This is a genomic window from Vreelandella zhanjiangensis DSM 21076 (assembly GCF_000377665.1).
Classification (GTDB): domain Bacteria; phylum Pseudomonadota; class Gammaproteobacteria; order Pseudomonadales; family Halomonadaceae; genus Vreelandella; species Vreelandella zhanjiangensis.
This window is the reverse complement of sequence record NZ_KB898646.1, coordinates 592,714-611,430: the sequence shown is the minus strand read 5'-3', so window position 1 is coordinate 611,430 and position 18,717 is coordinate 592,714. Positions and strand designations below refer to the sequence as shown.

Annotated in this window: 15 protein-coding genes; 11 read left to right on the top strand and 4 right to left on the bottom strand. The window is 54.8% G+C overall.

Features of this window, described 5'->3' with window-relative positions:
- Positions 1-32: 32 nt before the first annotated feature.
- On the top strand, positions 33-1,244 hold the full coding sequence (locus D467_RS0102640; RefSeq protein WP_018915958.1) for a benzoate/H(+) symporter BenE family transporter: 1,212 nt from the start codon (positions 33-35) through the stop codon (positions 1,242-1,244).
- A gap of 77 nt (positions 1,245-1,321) precedes the next feature.
- Here the strand turns inward: D467_RS0102640 and D467_RS0102635 are convergent, their stop codons facing one another.
- Positions 1,322-1,756, bottom strand: coding sequence for a hypothetical protein (locus tag D467_RS0102635; RefSeq protein WP_026285580.1), 435 nt, complete (start codon positions 1,754-1,756; stop codon positions 1,322-1,324).
- 226 nt (positions 1,757-1,982) lie between these two features.
- On the opposite strand from D467_RS0102635, the gene D467_RS0102630 reads away from it, so the two are divergent.
- Positions 1,983-3,716, top strand: a complete 1,734-nt coding sequence (locus D467_RS0102630; protein ID WP_018915956.1) for a proline--tRNA ligase — start codon at positions 1,983-1,985, stop codon at positions 3,714-3,716.
- Positions 3,717-4,131: 415 nt separating this feature from the next.
- Positions 4,132-5,613, top strand: coding sequence for a putative bifunctional diguanylate cyclase/phosphodiesterase (locus D467_RS18975; RefSeq protein ID WP_167324147.1), 1,482 nt, complete (start codon positions 4,132-4,134; stop codon positions 5,611-5,613).
- Positions 5,614-5,941: 328 nt separating this feature from the next.
- On the opposite strand, the gene D467_RS0102620 is transcribed toward D467_RS18975, so the two are convergent.
- On the bottom strand, positions 5,942-6,460 hold the full coding sequence (locus D467_RS0102620) for an FKBP-type peptidyl-prolyl cis-trans isomerase (protein ID WP_018915954.1): 519 nt from the start codon (positions 6,458-6,460) through the stop codon (positions 5,942-5,944).
- Positions 6,461-6,558: 98 nt separating this feature from the next.
- On the opposite strand from D467_RS0102620, the gene D467_RS0102615 reads away from it, so the two are divergent.
- Entirely contained in the window at positions 6,559-7,920 is a 1,362-nt protein-coding gene (locus D467_RS0102615) for an AmpG family muropeptide MFS transporter (RefSeq protein ID WP_018915953.1), read from the top strand.
- 32 nt (positions 7,921-7,952) lie between these two features.
- Here the strand turns inward: D467_RS0102615 and D467_RS0102610 are convergent, their stop codons facing one another.
- On the bottom strand, positions 7,953-9,770 hold the full coding sequence (locus D467_RS0102610; RefSeq protein WP_018915952.1) for an SEC-C domain-containing protein: 1,818 nt from the start codon (positions 9,768-9,770) through the stop codon (positions 7,953-7,955).
- A 138-nt stretch (positions 9,771-9,908) separates the two neighbouring features.
- Between D467_RS0102610 and D467_RS0102605 the strand changes: the two genes are divergently transcribed.
- Positions 9,909-10,502: a GNAT family N-acetyltransferase gene (locus tag D467_RS0102605; RefSeq protein ID WP_018915951.1), complete on the top strand. Its 594-nt coding sequence runs from the start codon at positions 9,909-9,911 to the stop codon at positions 10,500-10,502.
- A gap of 40 nt (positions 10,503-10,542) precedes the next feature.
- On the opposite strand, the gene D467_RS0102600 is transcribed toward D467_RS0102605, so the two are convergent.
- Complete coding sequence (locus D467_RS0102600) at positions 10,543-11,793, bottom strand: ABC1 kinase family protein (protein WP_026285579.1); 1,251 nt, start codon at positions 11,791-11,793, stop codon at positions 10,543-10,545.
- Positions 11,794-12,122: 329 nt separating this feature from the next.
- Here D467_RS0102600 and D467_RS0102595 point away from each other — a divergent pair, with 329 nt between their 5' ends.
- The 6 genes from D467_RS0102595 to D467_RS0102570 are packed head-to-tail and all read left to right on the top strand — an operon-like array spanning position 12,123 to position 18,618.
- A complete protein-coding gene (locus D467_RS0102595; RefSeq protein WP_018915949.1) occupies positions 12,123-13,928 on the top strand; it encodes an ABC transporter permease in 1,806 nt (601 codons plus the stop codon).
- Positions 13,929-13,930: 2 nt separating this feature from the next.
- Positions 13,931-15,043 (top strand): ABC transporter ATP-binding protein, encoded by a 1,113-nt coding sequence (locus D467_RS0102590; RefSeq protein ID WP_018915948.1) that lies wholly within the window; start codon positions 13,931-13,933, stop codon positions 15,041-15,043.
- Positions 15,044-15,054: 11 nt separating this feature from the next.
- Complete coding sequence (locus D467_RS0102585; protein WP_018915947.1) at positions 15,055-16,158, top strand: ABC transporter substrate-binding protein; 1,104 nt, start codon at positions 15,055-15,057, stop codon at positions 16,156-16,158.
- A gap of 42 nt (positions 16,159-16,200) precedes the next feature.
- Entirely contained in the window at positions 16,201-17,025 is an 825-nt protein-coding gene (locus tag D467_RS18970; RefSeq protein ID WP_018915946.1) for an inositol monophosphatase family protein, read from the top strand.
- On the top strand, positions 17,022-17,642 hold the full coding sequence (locus D467_RS0102575) for a dual specificity protein phosphatase family protein (protein WP_018915945.1): 621 nt from the start codon (positions 17,022-17,024) through the stop codon (positions 17,640-17,642). The genes D467_RS18970 and D467_RS0102575 overlap by 4 nt, the downstream gene beginning before the upstream one ends.
- The gene (locus tag D467_RS0102570) at positions 17,617-18,618 is read left to right on the top strand and encodes a LacI family DNA-binding transcriptional regulator (protein WP_018915944.1); all 1,002 of its coding nucleotides are present in this window, start codon (positions 17,617-17,619) and stop codon (positions 18,616-18,618) included. Before D467_RS0102575 ends, D467_RS0102570 begins: the two co-directional genes overlap by 26 nt.
- The last annotated feature ends 99 nt before the right edge of the window (positions 18,619-18,717 follow it).

Genomic DNA, 18,717 nt, shown 5'->3' with positions numbered 1-18,717 from the left:
ATAAACACCCAGCCACCTTAGAGGAGCGCAGTATGGCGGCCAACAATGATGCTATAGAACAGGCCCAGCCGCCTGCCAAACGGCCTGCCTTCTGGCAAGATGTCAGCCTTTCAACCGTTACCGCAGGATTTGTCGCGGTCACGATTGGCTATACAAGCTCTGCTGCGATTATCTTTCAGGCAGCCGAAGCCAGCGGCGCCTCTGCCGCGCAAATCAGTTCCTGGCTTTGGGCGCTGGGTATTGGCATGGGGTTTACATCATTTGGCCTTTCATTGCGTTATCGCATGCCGCTGCTTACCGCCTGGTCTACGCCGGGGGCGGCTTTTCTGGCGACCAGCTTGCCGGGCATTCCGCTTGAAGAAGCTATCGGGGCTTTTCTTTTCTCGGCGCTATTGATCACCCTATGCGGAGTAACCGGCCTTTTTGAACGCTTGATGCGCTACATTCCCGGCGCCATTGCCGCAGCGATGCTGGCCGGTATTTTGCTGCGCTTTGGGCTTGAGCTATTTAACGTAATGGAAAGCCAGTGGCTAATGCCGCTGGTGATGCTGGCGGCCTGGGTAATGGGTAGGCGCCTTTGGCCAACACTGGCGGTGCCTGGCGTACTGTTAACCGGCGTAGCGGTTGCGATACTGCAGGGGCAAATCAATCTGCAGGATATTCCGCTGTCCCCCACTACGCCTGTGTTTATGACGCCTGCGTTTTCATTTGCCACACTAATCGGCGTGGGCATTCCGCTTTTTGTTATCACCATGGCAACGCAGAATCTGCCTGGCATGGCGGTATTACGGGCTGCGGGCTATCAAGCTAACAGCTCACCGCTGATCAGCTGGACCGGTGGGGCCTCTCTGCTTCTTGCGCCCTTTGGTGGTTTCGCCCTCAATATGGCCGCCATCAGCGCTGCGGTTTGCATGGGCCCAGATGCTCATGCCGACCCTCGCCGCCGTTACACGGCAGGTATGGCCGCCGGCGTTTTTTATATCATCATGGGGATTTTCGGTGCTACGGTGACCGGGGTGTTTAATGCGCTCCCCAGCGTACTGGTGATTGCCCTGGCAGGCATTGCGCTATTGGGTACGCTTGCCGGAGGTTTGGCAAGCGCCTTTGCCGATAGCCGTCACCGCGATGCGGCCATTGTCACCTTTTTGCTGACGGGTTCGGGCATTACGCTGCTTGGCATTGGCGGGCCTTTCTGGGGTTTAGTGGCAGGATTGATTACCCTGAAACTTACCGCTGCCAAATAGCCTGCCCATAAAACGACAAAACCCCATACGCGTAAGCGTCTCTGGGGTTTTGTGTAGCAACGCAGCCGTTGGGCAATTTACATGGTTGCCAGGCGCTCTTCATCCATTACGCCTGACATCCGCACCATGGCGAGCGCTTCTTCCAGGTTGTCCATCTCTTCAATCATCACCAGCTCGCTTTTTAAACTCACCGGCTTACCCGCTTTATCAGACAGCAGCTTTTCAAGTGACGCCACATTCAACGTATCATCCAGGTGCAGAACATCGACAGATGCGCTGTTATTGCCTGGCAAATAGATAGTGCCATTTGAAAAATCGACCGCGTAGGCAATAACGCCCGGTACGATAAAAAATAGAAGGCCCACACCGTTGGCAACCGCAATAACCGGATCGATCTGGCCGCTTAACTGGCCTTTTCGCTCAGGGTGAAACATAGTACCGCAACCGCTCAGCGTGATGATTGAGGCGCCTACAACGGCCCCCGTTAACCAACGGCGTACAGTCTGCTGCATGAAGGTCCCCTCATTAATAAACAGAAACGATAGCGGGCATTGAGGCTGAATTATTGAAATAATGCTCGTTAACGCTCGCAAAATCACGGCCATATTAACACAAACTTCCCGGTGCACAGCGCCTATGGCGGCTGGTTGATTTTGCCGCCTTAGCCGCTAAGACGTACAATGCTGGCATTCAACGCTAAGCCAGCGGCTTTTTTAACATTAAGGAATTTTACCGCACATGCGCGCCAGCCAATTATTGATCGCTACGTTAAAAGAAACCCCGGCCGACGCCGAAGTCATTAGCCACCAGTTAATGTTGCGTGCTGGGATGATCCGTCGCCTCACGTCAGGCTTATATACGTGGCTGCCGTTGGGCCTACGTACGCTGCGTAAGGTCGAAGCCATTGTACGCGAAGAGATGAACCGTGCTGGCGCCCAGGAAGTATTGATGCCCGCCGTTCAGCCAGCCGAGCTATGGCAGGAATCCGGCCGCTGGGAGCAGTACGGCCCAGAGCTTCTGCGCGTCAAAGACCGTCACGAGCGCGACTACTGCGTGGGCCCAACCCATGAAGAAGTGATCACTGACCTGGTGCGTAAAGAGATCGCAAGCTACAAGCAGTTGCCGGTCAACTTCTACCAAATCCAGACCAAATTCCGTGACGAAATTCGTCCGCGCTTTGGGGTAATGCGCTCGCGTGAGTTCATCATGAAAGATGCCTACTCCTTTCACTTGGATGAAGCGTCACTGAAAGAAACGTACCAAAGTATGTATGACGCCTACACGCGAATCTTTACCCGCTTGGGCTTGGATTTCCGTCCGGTGATTGCCGATAACGGCTCTATCGGTGGCACCGGCTCCCATGAATTCCATGTGCTTGCAAGTTCCGGCGAAGACGACATCGTGTTCTCCAATGAGTCTGACTACGCCGCGAATATGGAAAAAGCCGAAGCCCTACCGGCGCCGTTAGGCAGCGACGTACAACGCGCAGCACCTGGTGAAGAAATGCGCGTAGTGGATACGCCGAACGCCAAAACCATCGCGGCTCTGGTTGAGCAGTTCAAGCTGCCCATCGAGAAAACCGTTAAAACGCTGATGGTTCACGCCACCGAAGGCGGCTTGATTACGCTGCTGGTGCGCGGCGACCACGAGCTGAACGAAGTGAAGGCAGAAAACCTTCCCCAGGTAGCGGCGCCGCTCACGATGGCCAGCGAAGAAGAAATTCGCGCTGCCGTAGGCGCAGGCCCTGGCTCTCTAGGTCCTATCGGCCTTGAAATGCCGGTCATTATTGACCGCAGCGTTGCCTTGATGAGTGACTTCGGCGCGGGCGCGAATATTGATGGTAAGCACTACTTTGGCATTAACTGGGAACGCGACGTTGCGCTGCCCCAAGTTGCCGATTTGCGTAAGGTGATCGAAGGCGATCCGTCACCCGATGGTAAAGGCACGCTTTCCATCAAGCGCGGTATCGAGGTAGGCCATGTATTCCAGCTGGGTCAGAAATATTCTGAAGCCATGAATGCAAGCGTGCTGGGCGATAGCGGCAAAACCAGCCATCCGTGGATGGGTTGCTACGGTATTGGTATTACCCGCGTAGTGGCCGCTGCTATCGAGCAGAACCACGACGATGCGGGCATTACCTGGCCCAATGCGATTGCCCCCTTCCAGGTAGCGCTGGTGCCCATGAATGCACACAAGTCTCAGCGCGTGCGCGAAGAATCAGAGCGTCTCTACCATGCGTTAACCACCGCTGGCCTGGACGTACTTCTGGATGATCGCGATACGCGCCCCGGCGTCAAGTTTGCTGACCTGGAGCTAATGGGCGTTCCTCATCGCCTGGTAATTGGTGATCGTAGCCTGGATAACGGCGAGCTTGAGTACAAAGGCCGTCGCGACAGCGAAGCCACGATGGTGCCCGCTGAGCATATCGTCGACTTTCTGCTTGAAAAAGCCAGCGTAAACCAACCCTGGTAAGCACTACGATGCCCACCGCCATGCGCTTAAATGCGCGTATGACGGTGGGCATTAGCTAATCAAGCCATTGGGGTAGCTATCAATTAGCAAAAAAGGGTATCTTTCAAAAAAGCATCACGTCGTCATCATTTCTTTATGGTTATTAATATAATTCTGCTGTAAAAGTGAGCGAAGAATGCACTTTAGAACGCGCCTCTTTTTAACTTTTCTACTGATTATTGTTCTGTCACAGTTGCCTATCGGCATCGCGTTCATAATCGAACCCTATTTCGCCCCTAGCTCTTCTCATACAAGCCTACAAACCGTTTATCCAAACCTGTTTAGTGTCTTACTCGATTCGCTGGCAGCGCTTTCGAATAGATACAGATGGTTAAAAAAAGAACTTATACTTAGCTCGCTTTTAACCACGGCATGCTTGATCCTTTTTGCCCTATGGATATCCAAACGTTTAAGTTCACCGCTTAATAAACTCAGCCATACGGCCAGCCAAATAAGCGATGGCTATCGATTTACCTCTTCATCGCAAGTCCAAAGACACCCCGAAACCCGGCTTATCAGCAAAACGATCACTGCCTTACAGGCCGATATTGAAAAGCGCGATAAGACCCTGTTGCTCCAGACCCGAAGTGATCCTCTCACCCAACTGCCCAATCAAGTAGCCGCGTTTGATTCTTTGGAAGACCTGGTTGCCCAGCAGACGCCGTTTACCATAATGCGTTTAGCGCTACATGAGCTTCGCGCTATCAATAGCACCTTCGGCTACTCAGTGGGTGATCAGGTACTCATCGCCATTGCGGATAGGCTGCGTGATTTCTCAAGCCCTCAGCATCATCCGTACCGGCTGACTAACAATGAATTTTTAATCATTAATGAAGGCGACCCATCCAATAGCGCATGGTTGGAGCTGCTGATTCAGCACCTTTCAAACACGATTGCGGTTAATCACCTCTCCACGGTTAAACCCATATGCTCCATAGGCAGCGTAAGCTTTCCCAGCGACGGCAACTCGGTGCAACAGCTATTTCGACGAGCCGACATTGCCCTTCAGCAAGCTCAGGATAAAGCCGTCAGGTACGAGTTTTATACCGAGGAGCTTGATAAGCTACAGCTGCGCAAACGAACTCTGATCAATGACCTGCCAAACGCCGTTACGCATGACGAACTATGGATCGATTACCAGCCCAAGGCCGCGCTTGAGAGTCAAAAAGCCGAGCATTTTGAAGCGCTGATTCGCTGGCATCATCCAACCCTCGGGCTTATCCGGCCTGATGAATTTATTGAACTGGCCGAACGCTCCGGCAATATTTCGCTATTGAGCCAGTGGATGCTGGTTCATGTGTGCCAGCAGCTGCATATATGGAATCAAAGCGGGCAACGTTTATCCGTTGCGATCAACTTATCCGCAAGTGATATTACTAACGCACAGCTTCCCCAACAGCTGGAACAGCTGCTTGAAACTTATGATTTAGACCCAGACCAGCTTGCTATTGAAGTTACTGAAACCACTGCCATGCAGGACATGAGTCAGGCCGTTAATATTCTAAAAGAGATTTCAGCGCTAGGTATTGTGCTGGCCATTGATGACTTTGGAACTGGCTACTCGTCATTAGCCCAGTTAAAGCGCCTGCCGTTTAATGAACTTAAAATCGACAAGTCCTTTATTCTACGCTTAAATACCGATGAAGATGATCGATTGATAGTACGCTCGACCATCGAACTGGGCCATCGGCTGGGCCTGAAAGTCATCGCTGAGGGCGTCGAAAATCACGAAACAGCGGACCTTCTATCCAAGATGGGCTGCGATTATCTGCAAGGTTACTGGATTTCAAAGCCTATGCCCTCGCATCAAGTGCTGGACTGGCTAAAGCATTTTAAAGGGCTTTCGCCAAACCAATAGCAATCGGTAGGTATCTTTTAAAATTCAGAATAAAAAAAACCGGCCAAGAGGCCGGTAAAAAAGGAAAGTTACTAGCTAAAGTAACCTCCCTCCCCTGACAAAAGGCTTAGCAAGTTATTAAGTCAAAGAGGGGCTCTTTAAAAAGACGTCCACTGCTTAACACCTACTAACCAAGAAAACGGTGTACAACCGGTACAACAACACGAATTACCCAATGCCAAGCAGGCAATCTTTCAACAATCTTTAAACAATGCCTTAACTCAGCAGCTGATTAATATCTTATCGGGCTCTAGCTAAATCAGTGCTGACCTGGATCAAGTTTTAAATATTAAAGGACCTTCCGATCTTCTACTTTGCTGTGCTCGGTTCCAGGCGGAAGCGGATGGCCCTTGGCAAGCTCTGCGCGTGTTGCATCACGCGTATCCAGGATTTTCACCTGATAGCTGAGTGTGCGACCCGCCAGGGGATGATTGGTATCAATGGTAATGCGGTCGCCCACCACATCCACTACCGTGACAATTTGTGGGCCGGCTTCGCCTTCGGTCTGAAAACGGCTGCCGGGCGTCAAATCCGCATTGCCAAACGAGCCACGCCCCACTTCCTGCACCAGCGCTTCATTACGCATGCCATAGGCGTCAGCAGGAGACAACGTTACGGTGGCCGCATCGCCTACCTTTAGACCGGCCAGCGCCTGCTCCAGGCCTGGCACAATATTGTCGTGGCCATGCAGGTACTCAAGCGGCTTATCGCGCGCGTTAGAATCATCGAGTACTTGCTCGCTTCCATCGCTTAAAATGTCGCTAAGCACGTAGTGCAACGTAACGACCTGGTGTGCCGTGATCGACATGCAAAACTCCTCTCCGGTAAGCTATCGGCTTTGTCATAAAACATTGATGCAGTTTATCACTTGGCCAAGGCCAACGTCTTTTTCTGGAGTTGAACACTATGCCCACCCTTTTGCCCCAGCGTAGCTGGCTTGCCGCGCTGGCGATCTATTTCCGGGCACCTGTTATTACCATGCTGTTTTTAGGCTTTTCCGCTGGGCTACCCTTTTTGCTGGTGTTCTCTACGCTTTCCGCCTGGCTACGTAGTGACGGTGTTGAAGTCGCCGCTATTGGGTTTTTCGCCTGGATTGGCATGCTCTACTCGATCAAGTTTTTTTGGGCACCGGTGGTGGACAGGCTTGAGCTACCGCTACTCACCCGAGCCTTTGGCCAGCGGCGCGGCTGGATGCTGCTTGCCCAGGGGATGATTGCTGCAGGGCTCGTCGGTCTGGCAGGCGTAAGCCCTGTTGGCAATTTGGGAGCAGTCGCCATTTTTGCCCTGCTGGTAGCCTTTGGTTCGGCAACGCAGGATATTGCCATTGACGCTTACCGGATCGAATCTGCCGATGATGATATGCAAGCCGCCATGGCATCCACCTATATCATTGGCTATCGAGGGGGGCTGCTGGCCGCTGGGGCCGGAGCGCTTTATATCGCCTCGGCCGTGTCCTGGGATGCGGCTTATCTGACCATGGCAGCACTCGTCGGCGTGGGAGTACTCACCGTGCTGATTCGCCCGGAACCCAAGCGCGCCTCGCTTTCGGTACAGTTAATCCATGAGCCTAAAGTGCGCGCCTTTATCCGCGCCAGCCGTGGCAAACCTAAAATATTGCGTCGCCTGGGTGCCTGGGTGATTGGCGCTATCGTGTGCCCGTTTACCGATTTTTTTCGCCGCTTCGGAGTAAAGGCACTGTGGATCCTGGTGTTTATTGCGGTGTATAGAATCAGCGATCTGGCGATGGCGTCCATGGCTAACCCGCTATATATCGACCTGGGCTTTTCTCTGGCCACTATTGCCAATGTGACCAATATATTTGGGATTGCGATGAGCATTACCGGCGGCGTTTTAGGCGGCTTGCTGGTAGCCCGCTACGGCATTGGCCCGCTGCTGGTGATCGGGGCAGGGTTTGTGATGCTGACGAATTTACTGTTTGCCGCACTCGCCCTGATAGGTAATCAGGTACCCATGCTGGTGATCACGATCATTGGCGACAATCTGGCTAACGGCTTGGCTAGCGCGGTATTTATTGCCTTTTTATCAAGCCTTACCTCACGCGCCTATACCGCCACTCAATATGCGTTATTCTCATCGCTGATGACGCTGCCTGGGAAGTTTTTAAGCGGCTTTGGGGGGGTGGTGGTAACTTCCCAGGGCTATGCCACGTTTTTTGTGGTCGCAACGCTCTTGGGTCTGCCAGCGATTATTCTGGCCGTCTGGATAAGTAGGGACAAGCAGCTGGTGCCTGTCCCTCAGCCGCGCTAAGCGCGGCTGAAGGTTACACCCTAACGAAAGGCTTAGCGGTGGTTACCCAGCCACTCAAGTGCGCCCGGCGTGGTCCTCCACTGATCGCGCATTAGCGTGCGATATTGCCACGCCTCGGCACGCGAGCCGGGGTCAACCTGGCCGTCTGCATGCGGCATTACCGGGCGCGGGCTATCCGCACAGATCATTTCAAGCGCGTGGCGGTTATGGGTGATAACCTCATTAAGCGCCGCTTCAGCTGCCTCATGCTCATTTAAGCGAAAAAGCGCCAAGGTGCGACCCATTAGTAATCCGAGCACCAGCGAACCATCGTCATCCTGCTGCTCTGTCAGCGTCAGCGCTTCCTGGTTACGGTCATCACGCAGCAGCTGATCGAGTACCAGTTCGCGCAGCCCCAGGCTATCTTCCTGATCGATGGCGAGCAGCTCTTCAGCCAGCTCCCGCGAATGCTGACGGGCACCACGCTCCATCCCCACGACCAGGGCAAGGCCCGTACGCAGCAGGACGGCGTTGTCGGCATCATCCCAGCACAGGCTACCATCGCCTTCAGCACGGGCCTGTTCCAGCCAGCGGGAAAGGCGCAGCGCCAAGGGCTCCAGCAGGCTAGGCGCCATCCACGGTAGGCTGCCAAACCGGCTAGTCAACGCCAGGGTCAGGTCCTGCACTACATGCGGCGCATCCAGCCACTCGGGGTGTGCGCAAAGTGCGGACATCCACTCAACCGCATTGCCCCAAGGATCATCGCGAAAGCCTAGTGCAACGTCTTCATCCACCAGAACCTGAAACTGCTCATGCCAGGCGGCGAACAGCGTCGCTTCCCGGGCACTGGAGTGGTAGTGCAAATGACCCGTTTGCGCATCGGCGCTAACATCCAGCTTGGGCGCCGTGGGCAGCGCCGCCAACAGCGCTTGCAAGGATACCAATGGCGTGGCCAGATCCTCTTCAGCACTCAGCAGTTGATCAGCCAGCGTTGCGCCCGGGTTCTCTGCCAAGGCGGCCAGGAACTCCAGTTGCTCTTCGTCAAGATCGCCCTGGCGAACCAGGCGCCGATACCAGAAGTTGGCGCGCTCCTTGGCTTCTTCTTCATGGCCTTCATGCAGAAGAAGCATCGCCTCAATGTAGGCAAGCGTGGGCGAATCAGGCAGCGCCTGCTGGGCTTTAACAAAGGCGGCCCGAGCGCTATCCAGATCATCGTTATCCAAGTGCATCAGGCATAGGCGCTCAAGGGCTACACCGCGTAAAAACAGTGGCCCGCGCTCCATCACATCATCCAGCAGATCGGCGCGTTTGCGGGTAAAGCCGCGCTCTTGGTAGATATCCAGCAGGATTTCAAAGGCGGGCTCGGCCTGCTCGGGCAGACGCGACCAGTCGCTGCCATCAAACAGCGACTCAAGGATCTGCATGGCGCGCCCGGTCTGGCCACTTTCAGCAGCGATAAGGCCCGCTTCCAGTAGCGCCTGAGGCGGCGCCTGGCGGCTTTCAAGTGCGGCTTTTAATGTCGGGCCTTTCCATTCACGCAGCGACAGCATCCACATCATCTGCTCGGGGATATCCGTCGGGAAATCGACCCGATAGCAGCACTGCTTGTATTTGCGTCCGGAGTCACACCAGCAGGGCTCATTACGCCCTGGTGTCGCCAGCGACTCGCTGGCAAAATCCAGCCGGACCAAGGGTGTTTGTGACCATAAAATGGGAGCCAGCGCCTGGGCGGTGGCGACATCGCCGTTAAACGACGTGGCGCCTTCCGCGCGCACCCACGTCATAAAATCGGGATAGTGTTCTTGCTGCCTGATTGCCGAGAGTGCCCCAGAGGCAAATCCCAGCAGCTGATCGACCCATACCGCTAGCATTGCCGTCTCCACTGTTTTTTGAAAAGCGCGTTTTGAAAAGCGCCATAGTTTAGCATGACCGTAGGCCATCACGCAGGAGGATTGGCGATGCGGCTCGGGGCTGTTAATGTGCAGCGTTTACCCAGTGGAAGAGACGCGATGAACGAACTGACGCTCACGACCTGCCACGGTCAGGCTATTGCGCCCCACCTGACGGCTCTTGCGCAGCTGCGCATTCGGGTATTTCACGATTTTCCCTATTTATACGATGGCAATCTGGCTTACGAAGCAGATTACCTGGGCCGCTACGCGGCAAACCCAGCAAGCCTGTTTGTCCTCGCTTTTGATAGTGACCGCCTGGTCGGCGCGTCTACAGGTCAGCCGCTTAGTGATGAAGTCAACGAGTTTCGCCGCCCGTTTGAAGCAGCCGGCATTGCGGCTTCCAGCGTGTTCTATTACGGCGAATCGGTATTACTTCACGACTACCGAGGCCAGGGTATAGGCAAAGCTTTTATGGTAGAGCGCGAAACCCACGCCGCTCGTGAAGGGTATAAAACTGCCGCTTTTTGCGCCGTTGAGCGCCCTGAAGAGCACCCTCTGCGGCCGGAAGATTATCGGCCGCTTCATGGTTTTTGGCAAAGCCAGGGCTATCAGCGCCGTGCTGATTTGGCGACGACCTTTGCTTGGAAAGATATTAACGAGCAGCATGAGAGTGACAAGACGCTAGTATTCTGGTTAAAGACGTTGCGCTAACCGATTGAATATCAGCAAGGACTGACTAGTGCGTGAACGTTCAGGTGGGTGAGCGTGACCAGGCCAACAGCGGCTGGATACGCTCATACATATCCAGCCGCGCTTTAAGGCGCACCAGATTCCAGTAATGGCCATTTAGCGCTCGCGATAACAGCAGCGTATCGGCGGGCGGCTGTAAGCGGTCCATCGCTGCCCACACCTTGGGCGAAAGCTCGCGCAGGCGGCGATGCACGCGCACATCGCTGAAATCCTGCTCGCCGGGCTCAAACAGCGGGGCAATACATTCAGCTGCCTCACGATACAGTGAAAGCGGCGCGCCCTGCCCTTGGCGCCCACCCATATTGACCATCGCCTCATCCATGGCCATGGGGTCGTGGGCCAAGGTAGCATCGAGTAGCTTAATCATGGCGTTAAGCCGACCTTCCGGTACCGGAATCACCGCACCAAAATCGTAGATAATCAAACGCCCCTGCGCATCGGCGGCAAAGTTGCCCGCATGCGGGTCGGCGTGCAGCTCCCCAAAGGTGAAGAGCTCCTGGGTAATCCAGTCGGCAAGCGTCGCGGCTACCTGTTGACGTACGGTATCTTCAGCGCTCTCCAGCTCACGTAGCGGTGTGCCGGGTACGTAAGACATGGCCAAAACATGCTGGCCCGAGAGTTCAAACAGCGGCTCGGGTATTACAAGCCGCGCATCACTCTGGTAGCGCTCTCGATAACGCGCCAGAGCGTTTGCCTCAGCCTGATAATCCAGCTCATCGCGAAGCCCCGCCGCCAGTTCCTCAAACAGTGCATCCAGGCGCGCCTGAGGCACTTTAAACCAGCGGCCCAGGCTCATAATGCGCCGTAACTGTTTTAGGTCACTCTCCAGCACGTCGGCTAAGCCTGGGTACTGGACTTTAAGCACCACCGTTTCGCCTTCACGGGTCACCGCTTTATGCACTTGCCCCATGGAGGCGCTGGCAAATGGCGCTTCTTCAACCTGGGTAAAGTACGTATCGATATCGCCGTACTGCAACTCAAGCGCTTCACGGATACGTGGCCAAGGCATGGGTTCGGCCTGGCGTTGCAGGCGAGCAAGCTCATCGGCTAAATCCGGCGGCAGCAGGTCGTCCCACTGGGACATCATCTGCGCCATTTTCATGGCCGGGCCTTTCAGCTCGGAAAGTCCTTCAAACAGTGCCTCGCCCAGCGCGCGCCAGTCTGCCTGACCGCCCAGACGTGTTTTAAGCATCGCACCGCCCGTACGCGCGCCCAGCCCCATTAACCTCCGTGTTCTACCGCGTTCGCGCATATGGCCGCCTTTTAAAATGAATAGCTCTTTAGCGTAGCCTATTCCCTGATTACCCGTTGTGAGTAACAGCGGTTGAGCTTACTGACAATAACGTTGATAGCACTGGCGAGAAAGAATTTTACGTATGTAATTAGGTGCAAAAATCTTCATTAATTTTTTCTTATAAAATATGATAAAAAATACAACCAATTGATATTAATCATTAATCTAATGTTCTAAGAATTTTGCACTTATGTGCAAATGTCAACGTTCTGTCATCTTTCCTCTTTAGAATGCCTCTCAATCCGGTCGATCTTTCGGCTATCCAGAGTGTCAACGAGGGAAAACCAATGGTTGGGTGGATCACTTCAGCACTCCCCAGTAAAAGGGGACTACAGCTCAGTCTAAAAAATCCAGCGACGCTACTTGGCATAGGCTTATTAACCACATTCAGCTACCTGATCCTGGCGCCAGTTATTTCCATTTTAATGGATGCGGTTAACGTTAACTTTGGCGACTCAACGCGCATTGGCGCAGAACAGGGCAGCTTCACGTTTTACTACCTTGAACGCGTGTTTACCTCACCTATTTCAAAGCGGCTGTTCTGGCAACCGTTACTCAACACGCTTAGCGTGGCCATCGGCGCTATGTGTATTGCCATGGTGGTGGGCGGTATCATGGCATGGCTTTTAAGCCGTACTAATTTGTGGGGCCGAGGCTGGTTTGCTACTGCATTGATTGTGCCGTTTATGCTCCCTACGTGGACGTTCGCGCTAGCCTGGACCACGTTATTCAAGAACCGGTCGATGGGTGGCCAACCAGGCTGGCTGGAGTCAATGGGCTACTCCTCGCCCGATTGGCTGGCTTATGGTCCCGTGCCGATGATTTTCATACTGGCGCTGCACTATATTCCGCTGGTCATACTGCTGTTTGGCAACGCCTTACGCCGCCTGGATTCCCAGCTTGAAGATTCGGCTCGCATTCTGGGCGCCAGCCGTTCAACCGTTGCCTTTCGTATCATTTTACCGCTAATGCGACCTGCGCTGATGTCCGCGATGGTGCTGATTCTAGCCGATGGGCTGGGCGAGTTTGCCGTGCCCTACATTCTCGGCCTGCCGGTGCAGTACGACACCCTCTCCACCTCGCTGTTCAGAGCTATTTCGTCGCGCCAGACGGGTGTCGCCTCTGTACTGGCGGGGGCCATCATGGTGCTGGGCTGTATCACGTTAACAATTGATCTTTACCTAATGCGTGAAGCGCGCCGCTTTGTCACCCTGGGTGGCAAAGGCGCTATGGAACGTCGTCGCCCGCTCGGCGTTTGGCGCCTTCCCGCCACGTTGCTAGCCGCTTCTCTGTTTATCATTGGCGTCGTGCTTCCGCTATTAACGCTTTTTCTATCCACCATCATGCGTATTCCAGGGCGTTTTCATCTGAATAACTTCACCCTGGATTACTGGATCGGCACCAACCTCAATACGATCGCCTTGAAAAACGGCATTTTATTAACCCCTGAGTTCTGGTCCGCCACCTGGAATAGCCTGCGTATTGTGGGTACCGCCTCTATATGTGCCGGTTTACTCGGCCTGCTGGTGGGCTATGTGGTGACGCGTACGCCTTGGCGCTGGCTTGCAAGCTCGCTGCGCCAGCTCACGTTTATGCCTTATCTAGTGCCTGGCATTGCCTTTGCAGCCGCCACGCTTTCCCTTTTTGCCGTGCAGCGCGGCCCTGTTCCAGCGCTATATGGAACGTCGATGATTCTGATGCTCGCGCTAATTGCCGACCAGATGCCCTTTGCTTCACGGGCAGGTATCTCAGCCATGACGCAGCTGGGTAAAGAGCCCGAAGAGGCCGCTCAGATTTCAGGCGCTTCTTGGCTACGGCGCATGTGGAGCATCATTGTGCCCATTCAAAAAGGCGCGCTGGTGGTGGGTATCGTCTTACCTTTTATCTCGGGAATTAAAGGCGTGAGCCTGTTCATCATTCTGGCGGTGCCAGCTACCGAAGTGCTTACCACCTACTCTCTGCGCCTTGTCGATTACAACTACACCCAAGCCGCCAACGCCGTTGTACTCATGATCGCCATGCTCGCCTGGGGCGGCACGATTCTGACTCAGAAATTAACCAAAACGGGCCTTGCCCAAGGTCTGGAGAGCTAATTATGCCGACCATCACGTTAGACGCGATTTCCAAGCAGTACAGCCGCCAGGCCACCGCCGTGCAAAATATCGACCTGCATATCAAAAGCGGTGATTTCATGTGCCTGCTTGGCCCTTCGGGCTGCGGAAAGACTACGATGCTGCGCATGATCGCGGGCCTTGAGCACTTGAGCCAGGGGCGTCTGTTTATCGGCGATCAGCTAATGGACTCCCCGGCAGACGGCTGCTTTGTGTCTCCCGAGAAACGTGGGCTGGGGTTAGTGTTTCAAAGCTACGCGCTGTGGCCCCACATGACGGTTGAGCAGAATATCGAGTTTGGATTGCGTCTGCGCAAACTTTCTGAGCGCGAACGGCGCACCCGGACCGGCGAAGTGATGGATAAACTGGGCATTGCCGGCTATGCCAAGCGCTACCCTTCTCAGCTATCAGGCGGCCAACAGCAGCGCGTGGCGCTCGCCCGCATGATGGTCTTAAAGCCCAAAGTACTGCTGCTGGATGAGCCGCTGTCCAATCTCGACGCCTCACTGCGCCTGGAAATGCGCGCTGAGCTGAAACGGCTACACCAAGCATTTGATACCACCATCCTGTTCGTCACCCACGACCAGTGGGAGGCCATGACACTGGCCACTACGATCGCCGTCATGAGCAAGGGGCACTTGCAGCAGGTAGGCAGCCCCGATGATATCTATGCACGCCCCGCCAACCGCTTTGTCGCCGAGTTTATTGGCAACCCGCCGATCAACCAGATTGCCGCTGACTCCATGCTGGGGAGTCGTCTCAATAACCAGCCTGATACACACATGCTCGGCATCCGACCTGAAGACATTCACCTAGCTCAGGCGGCCACACCCTACGCCTTACCTGCCAAAGTACAAGGCATCATGCCGACAGGTGGCAGCTGGGTTCTGGATCTTGAAACGGAAGGCCAGTGCTTGCAGCTTTCTACCCAGATCAGGCCTCAGGTACAGGCGGGCGAGCACACCTTTTGCCAGATACAGCCTGAGCATTTGCACCTATTTGATACCGATGGCCATCGCCTGGAAAACACCCGTTATGGCCAGGCGGGAATAATCCGTAACAACGTCTCTACCACCACTTATATGCACGCCGTTTAAAAGGGTTTGTTATGCGTCTTTTATCACGACTTACCGTTGCCATTAGCCTGGCCTCAGCTCCCTTGGCCTGGGCTAACGAATCCACGGAGCTGGATGCTTTAATTGCAGCTGCCCGGCAGGAACCAGGCATTACGATCTACGATTCAACCGGCAAGATTGTTGAACAGGCAGCCAATTTTTCCGCACAGTATGGCGTTCAGGCCGAAGGGGTTAAATCAAAAGCGCCCCATACCCTGGAAAGGATCATCCGCGAGGCGCAAGCCAATAATATTCAAACCGATGTAGCCATTCTGGCAGACGCCCCGGCAGCCGTTGCCCAGCTTCTGGACACAGGCTTTGCGGTTAACTGGTTCCCTGCTGATCTAGCCGACCGGGTGGATGAGCGCTACCGCGATCCATTAGCCATTGTGATGGCTCCCAATGTCTGGACCTACAACACCGCACTCCACGATCACTGCCCGATCAATAATATCTGGGAGTTGACCGAACCCGAGTGGGAACGCCGGGTAGCGTTGCAGGATCCGCTGGGCAAGCCTTCCTACGTGGACTGGTTTAACCAGATGGCCCAGCACGGGGATGAAGCGATGGCAGCGGCCTTTGAGGCGCGCTACGGCCACCCATTACCCGATGCTGAAGAGAGCGCTACCGCCGCCTGGGTGAAAGCGCTGGCAAACAACGCGCCGCTATTAACCGATTCAGATTCCAATGCAGCCGAAGCCGTTGCCTCCCCGGATCAGCAGGACAGCTTTCTCGGCTTAACCAGTACCGCCAAGTTTCGTGATAATGCTGACGGCATGAAACTGGGTATTTGCGAAGGACTGGACCCATGGATTGGCTGGACCTATCCCTCCATCGGCCTTATAGCCAGCGGTACCCAAAGCCCTAACGCCGCCAAGCTTTTTTTGCATTACCTGCTGACCGAAGAAGGCATCGCGCCTCAGGCCCAGGATGGCAAGATTTCCACCCGCTCGGATATATCACTGCCCGAGACAGAGCCTTCCGGCATTGGCGCCCTCAAGGCTCAGCTATTTGATTACTCGCCCCGCACGGCCATTGATGACTGGGAAAACCGCCAGGATTGGCAGGACCTGTGGATGTTGAACTACCGCCGTTAACAACAAAACCCAACGTTCACGTTGCAATATAAAAGGATAGATATGCCGATTCTGCCCCATGAGCTGGAAGTCCGCGCTGAATTTCTCAAGGATCTGATTCACCGCACTGGCCTGAAAGCACGCCATCTCTTCGAAACACGCAAGCCAGGGCTTTACACGCTCAAGGGCCATCAGGATTTCTTGACCGAGGCCGATACCTTCATTGAGCAGGAGATCAGAGTCTCCATTCAGCAGCACTTTCCCAGCGATGCTTTTGTGGGCGAGGAAAGTAGCGGTGAGGAGAGCGGCGGGCAGGTGAATGGTAATGGCATCTGGGTCGTTGACCCGATTGATGGCACCGCCAACTATGCAAGAGGCATTCCTCACTTCTGCATCTGCATCGCCTTTGTTGACCGCGGCAAGACCCAGCTGGGTGCCATTTTCAATCCGTGTACCGAGGAGCTCTATTTCACCCAACGCGGCAAGGGCGCCTATAAAAACGCCCAGCCGATTCAGGTAGCCGCCACCGATAGTTTCACGACCGCCACAATTGAAATGGGCTGGTCCACCCGAACGGCGCTGCAAACGTACCTGAACGCCCAGGCAGCCCTGTTATCCCATGGCGCCAATATTCGCCGCGGAGCTTCTGGCGCGCTGGCCTTGGCCTGGGTGGCTGAAGGCCGGATCGACGGCTATCTCGAACATCACATGAACCCGTGGGACAGTTTGGCCGGCCTTTTATTAGTCAGCGAAGCCGGTGGTGTAACCCGCCCCTATCTTTCCCTGCCCGGTACGCTAAAGCACGGTGGCGCAGTACTCGCAGCAACGCCACTTATCGCTGACGCACTTACTCATTACAGCCAACTTGAAGAGCTTGAAATCGCATGACAAAACACTATCCGCGCCCTCCCATGAGCCTGATCGAACCGTGCCTGCCGGGGCGTAACGTGGCGCTTTATATTGGCGATAGTCAGGCCGCCAGCAGCCCGGCGTTGTTGGAAGAAAACGGTATTACCACGGTGATCAACTGCGCCGTCAACCTGGATATTAACCTGGTGGATACCAGTCTTCCGCCTACGCCCAACGGTTTAATTCAGGGCCCAGGCAGGTTTCGGTATTACAAGATCGGCATGATTGACGGCCCGGGCAACCCGCACGAGCAGATGCTGGCCGCCTATTTCATTTTAAGGGCGGCGCTGGATCAGATTATGCCTGACAAGCCTTCCTACCCTCTTCGTGAAAAAGGTAATGTGCTGGTGCACTGTCGTGGGGGACGCAGCCGTTCGGTCACACTAGTATCCCTGTTTTTACACCTGGAATTGCCTAACCGTTACCCTACGCTTGAAAGCGCGGTTGCTCATGTTCGCAAGGAACGGCAGCTGCCCCCGGATGAGTGGTTTGAAACGCCCAAACCGGAGCTATTTGAAGCGGCCCGCATTGCGGCCAGACAAATAAAACAGCTGTTGCAAGAGGCACCCGATGAGCAGCTCACGCAAGTTTGCTAGTGCGGAAGAAGTAGCCCGTTTGGCCGGTGTGTCACGTTCCGCCGTGTCGCGCACTTTCACCGACGGCGCCAGCGTTTCCGAAGAAACGCGCCAAAAGGTGCTTGCGGCAGCCAAAGAGCTTAATTATCACGTCAACCACCTGGCCCGTGGTCTTTCCCAGGAGAGTTCACGCCCGGTGTGCCTGGTGGGTGATCACCTGTCATCGCCGTTTTTATCCAGCCTGCTGGAGGCCGTTAGTCGTCATATCCAGGCGTTGGGCCGTGCGGTCATGCTGATTAACACCTCAGGCGAAGAAGAAGCTGTAGAAAGCGCTTTACATCAGGCGCTGAAATACCGGGCAAGCGCTATCGTGGTTCTATCAGGCGCTCCAGCTGAATCTCTGGTTCAAACCTGTATCCAAAGCGGGCTGCGCGTGGTGCTGGTCAACCGTGGACAGGAGTTTACCGGTCCGGTGCATATCACGCTGGATCATGAAGCGGCGATGCAGGAAGCCTTTGATCTGTTTTATCGCTCGGGGTGCCGCTCTTTTGGGCTAGTGACATCCACTGCCTGCACCCCAAGCCTTGTCGCGCGTGAGCAAGCCTTTAGCCAGGCAGTCAATGAGGCGGGCTTGCCCATCACTATTGTGCGGGCAGGTCCTACCCACTACGCCACGGGGCAGGAAGCCGCCCGGCAGTTACTGGCCCGCTCGCAGCGGCCGGATGCTGTGCTCTGTACCACCGATCTGCTGGCGTGTGGTTTTCTGGATACGGCCCGTCAAACATTCAAGCTCAATATTCCTCAAGACCTCTGCGTGATGGGCTTCGATAATATCGAGCAGGCCAGCTGGCAAAGCTATGACCTGACTACCTTTCATCACCCGGTTGAGGAAATTGCTGTCTGCATCGCTAAGCAGCTGGCGGATGAAAATGATATCAGCCAGATCATCCAGCTACCTGCCAGGCCCGTATGGCGTAGCACCATTCGCCCCGGCTAGCGGCTACTCCCGCTAAAACAGCCAAGTAATCATTTTAATTCGCCTTATTTCATGGCGACGGGGCACCTCTGTGCCCAAAACCTGACATGTTGCGCTAAC

What these genes read in the sequence shown, in the direction of transcription:
- D467_RS0102640 (WP_018915958.1), top strand. Translation starts at nt 33, where the DNA reads ATGGCGGCCAACAATGATGCTATAGAACAGGCCCAGCCGCCTGCCAAA.
- D467_RS0102635 (WP_026285580.1), bottom strand. Translation starts at nt 1,756, where the DNA reads ATGCAGCAGACTGTACGCCGTTGGTTAACGGGGGCCGTTGTAGGCGCC.
- D467_RS0102630 (WP_018915956.1), top strand. Translation starts at nt 1,983, where the DNA reads ATGCGCGCCAGCCAATTATTGATCGCTACGTTAAAAGAAACCCCGGCC.
- D467_RS0102620 (WP_018915954.1), bottom strand. Translation starts at nt 6,460, where the DNA reads ATGTCGATCACGGCACACCAGGTCGTTACGTTGCACTACGTGCTTAGC.
- D467_RS0102615 (WP_018915953.1), top strand. Translation starts at nt 6,559, where the DNA reads ATGCCCACCCTTTTGCCCCAGCGTAGCTGGCTTGCCGCGCTGGCGATC.
- D467_RS0102610 (WP_018915952.1), bottom strand. Translation starts at nt 9,770, where the DNA reads ATGCTAGCGGTATGGGTCGATCAGCTGCTGGGATTTGCCTCTGGGGCA.
- D467_RS0102605 (WP_018915951.1), top strand. Translation starts at nt 9,909, where the DNA reads ATGAACGAACTGACGCTCACGACCTGCCACGGTCAGGCTATTGCGCCC.
- D467_RS0102600 (WP_026285579.1), bottom strand. Translation starts at nt 11,793, where the DNA reads ATGCGCGAACGCGGTAGAACACGGAGGTTAATGGGGCTGGGCGCGCGT.
- D467_RS0102595 (WP_018915949.1), top strand. Translation starts at nt 12,123, where the DNA reads ATGGTTGGGTGGATCACTTCAGCACTCCCCAGTAAAAGGGGACTACAG.
- D467_RS0102590 (WP_018915948.1), top strand. Translation starts at nt 13,931, where the DNA reads ATGCCGACCATCACGTTAGACGCGATTTCCAAGCAGTACAGCCGCCAG.
- D467_RS0102585 (WP_018915947.1), top strand. Translation starts at nt 15,055, where the DNA reads ATGCGTCTTTTATCACGACTTACCGTTGCCATTAGCCTGGCCTCAGCT.
- D467_RS18970 (WP_018915946.1), top strand. Translation starts at nt 16,201, where the DNA reads ATGCCGATTCTGCCCCATGAGCTGGAAGTCCGCGCTGAATTTCTCAAG.
- D467_RS0102575 (WP_018915945.1), top strand. Translation starts at nt 17,022, where the DNA reads ATGACAAAACACTATCCGCGCCCTCCCATGAGCCTGATCGAACCGTGC.
- D467_RS0102570 (WP_018915944.1), top strand. Translation starts at nt 17,617, where the DNA reads ATGAGCAGCTCACGCAAGTTTGCTAGTGCGGAAGAAGTAGCCCGTTTG.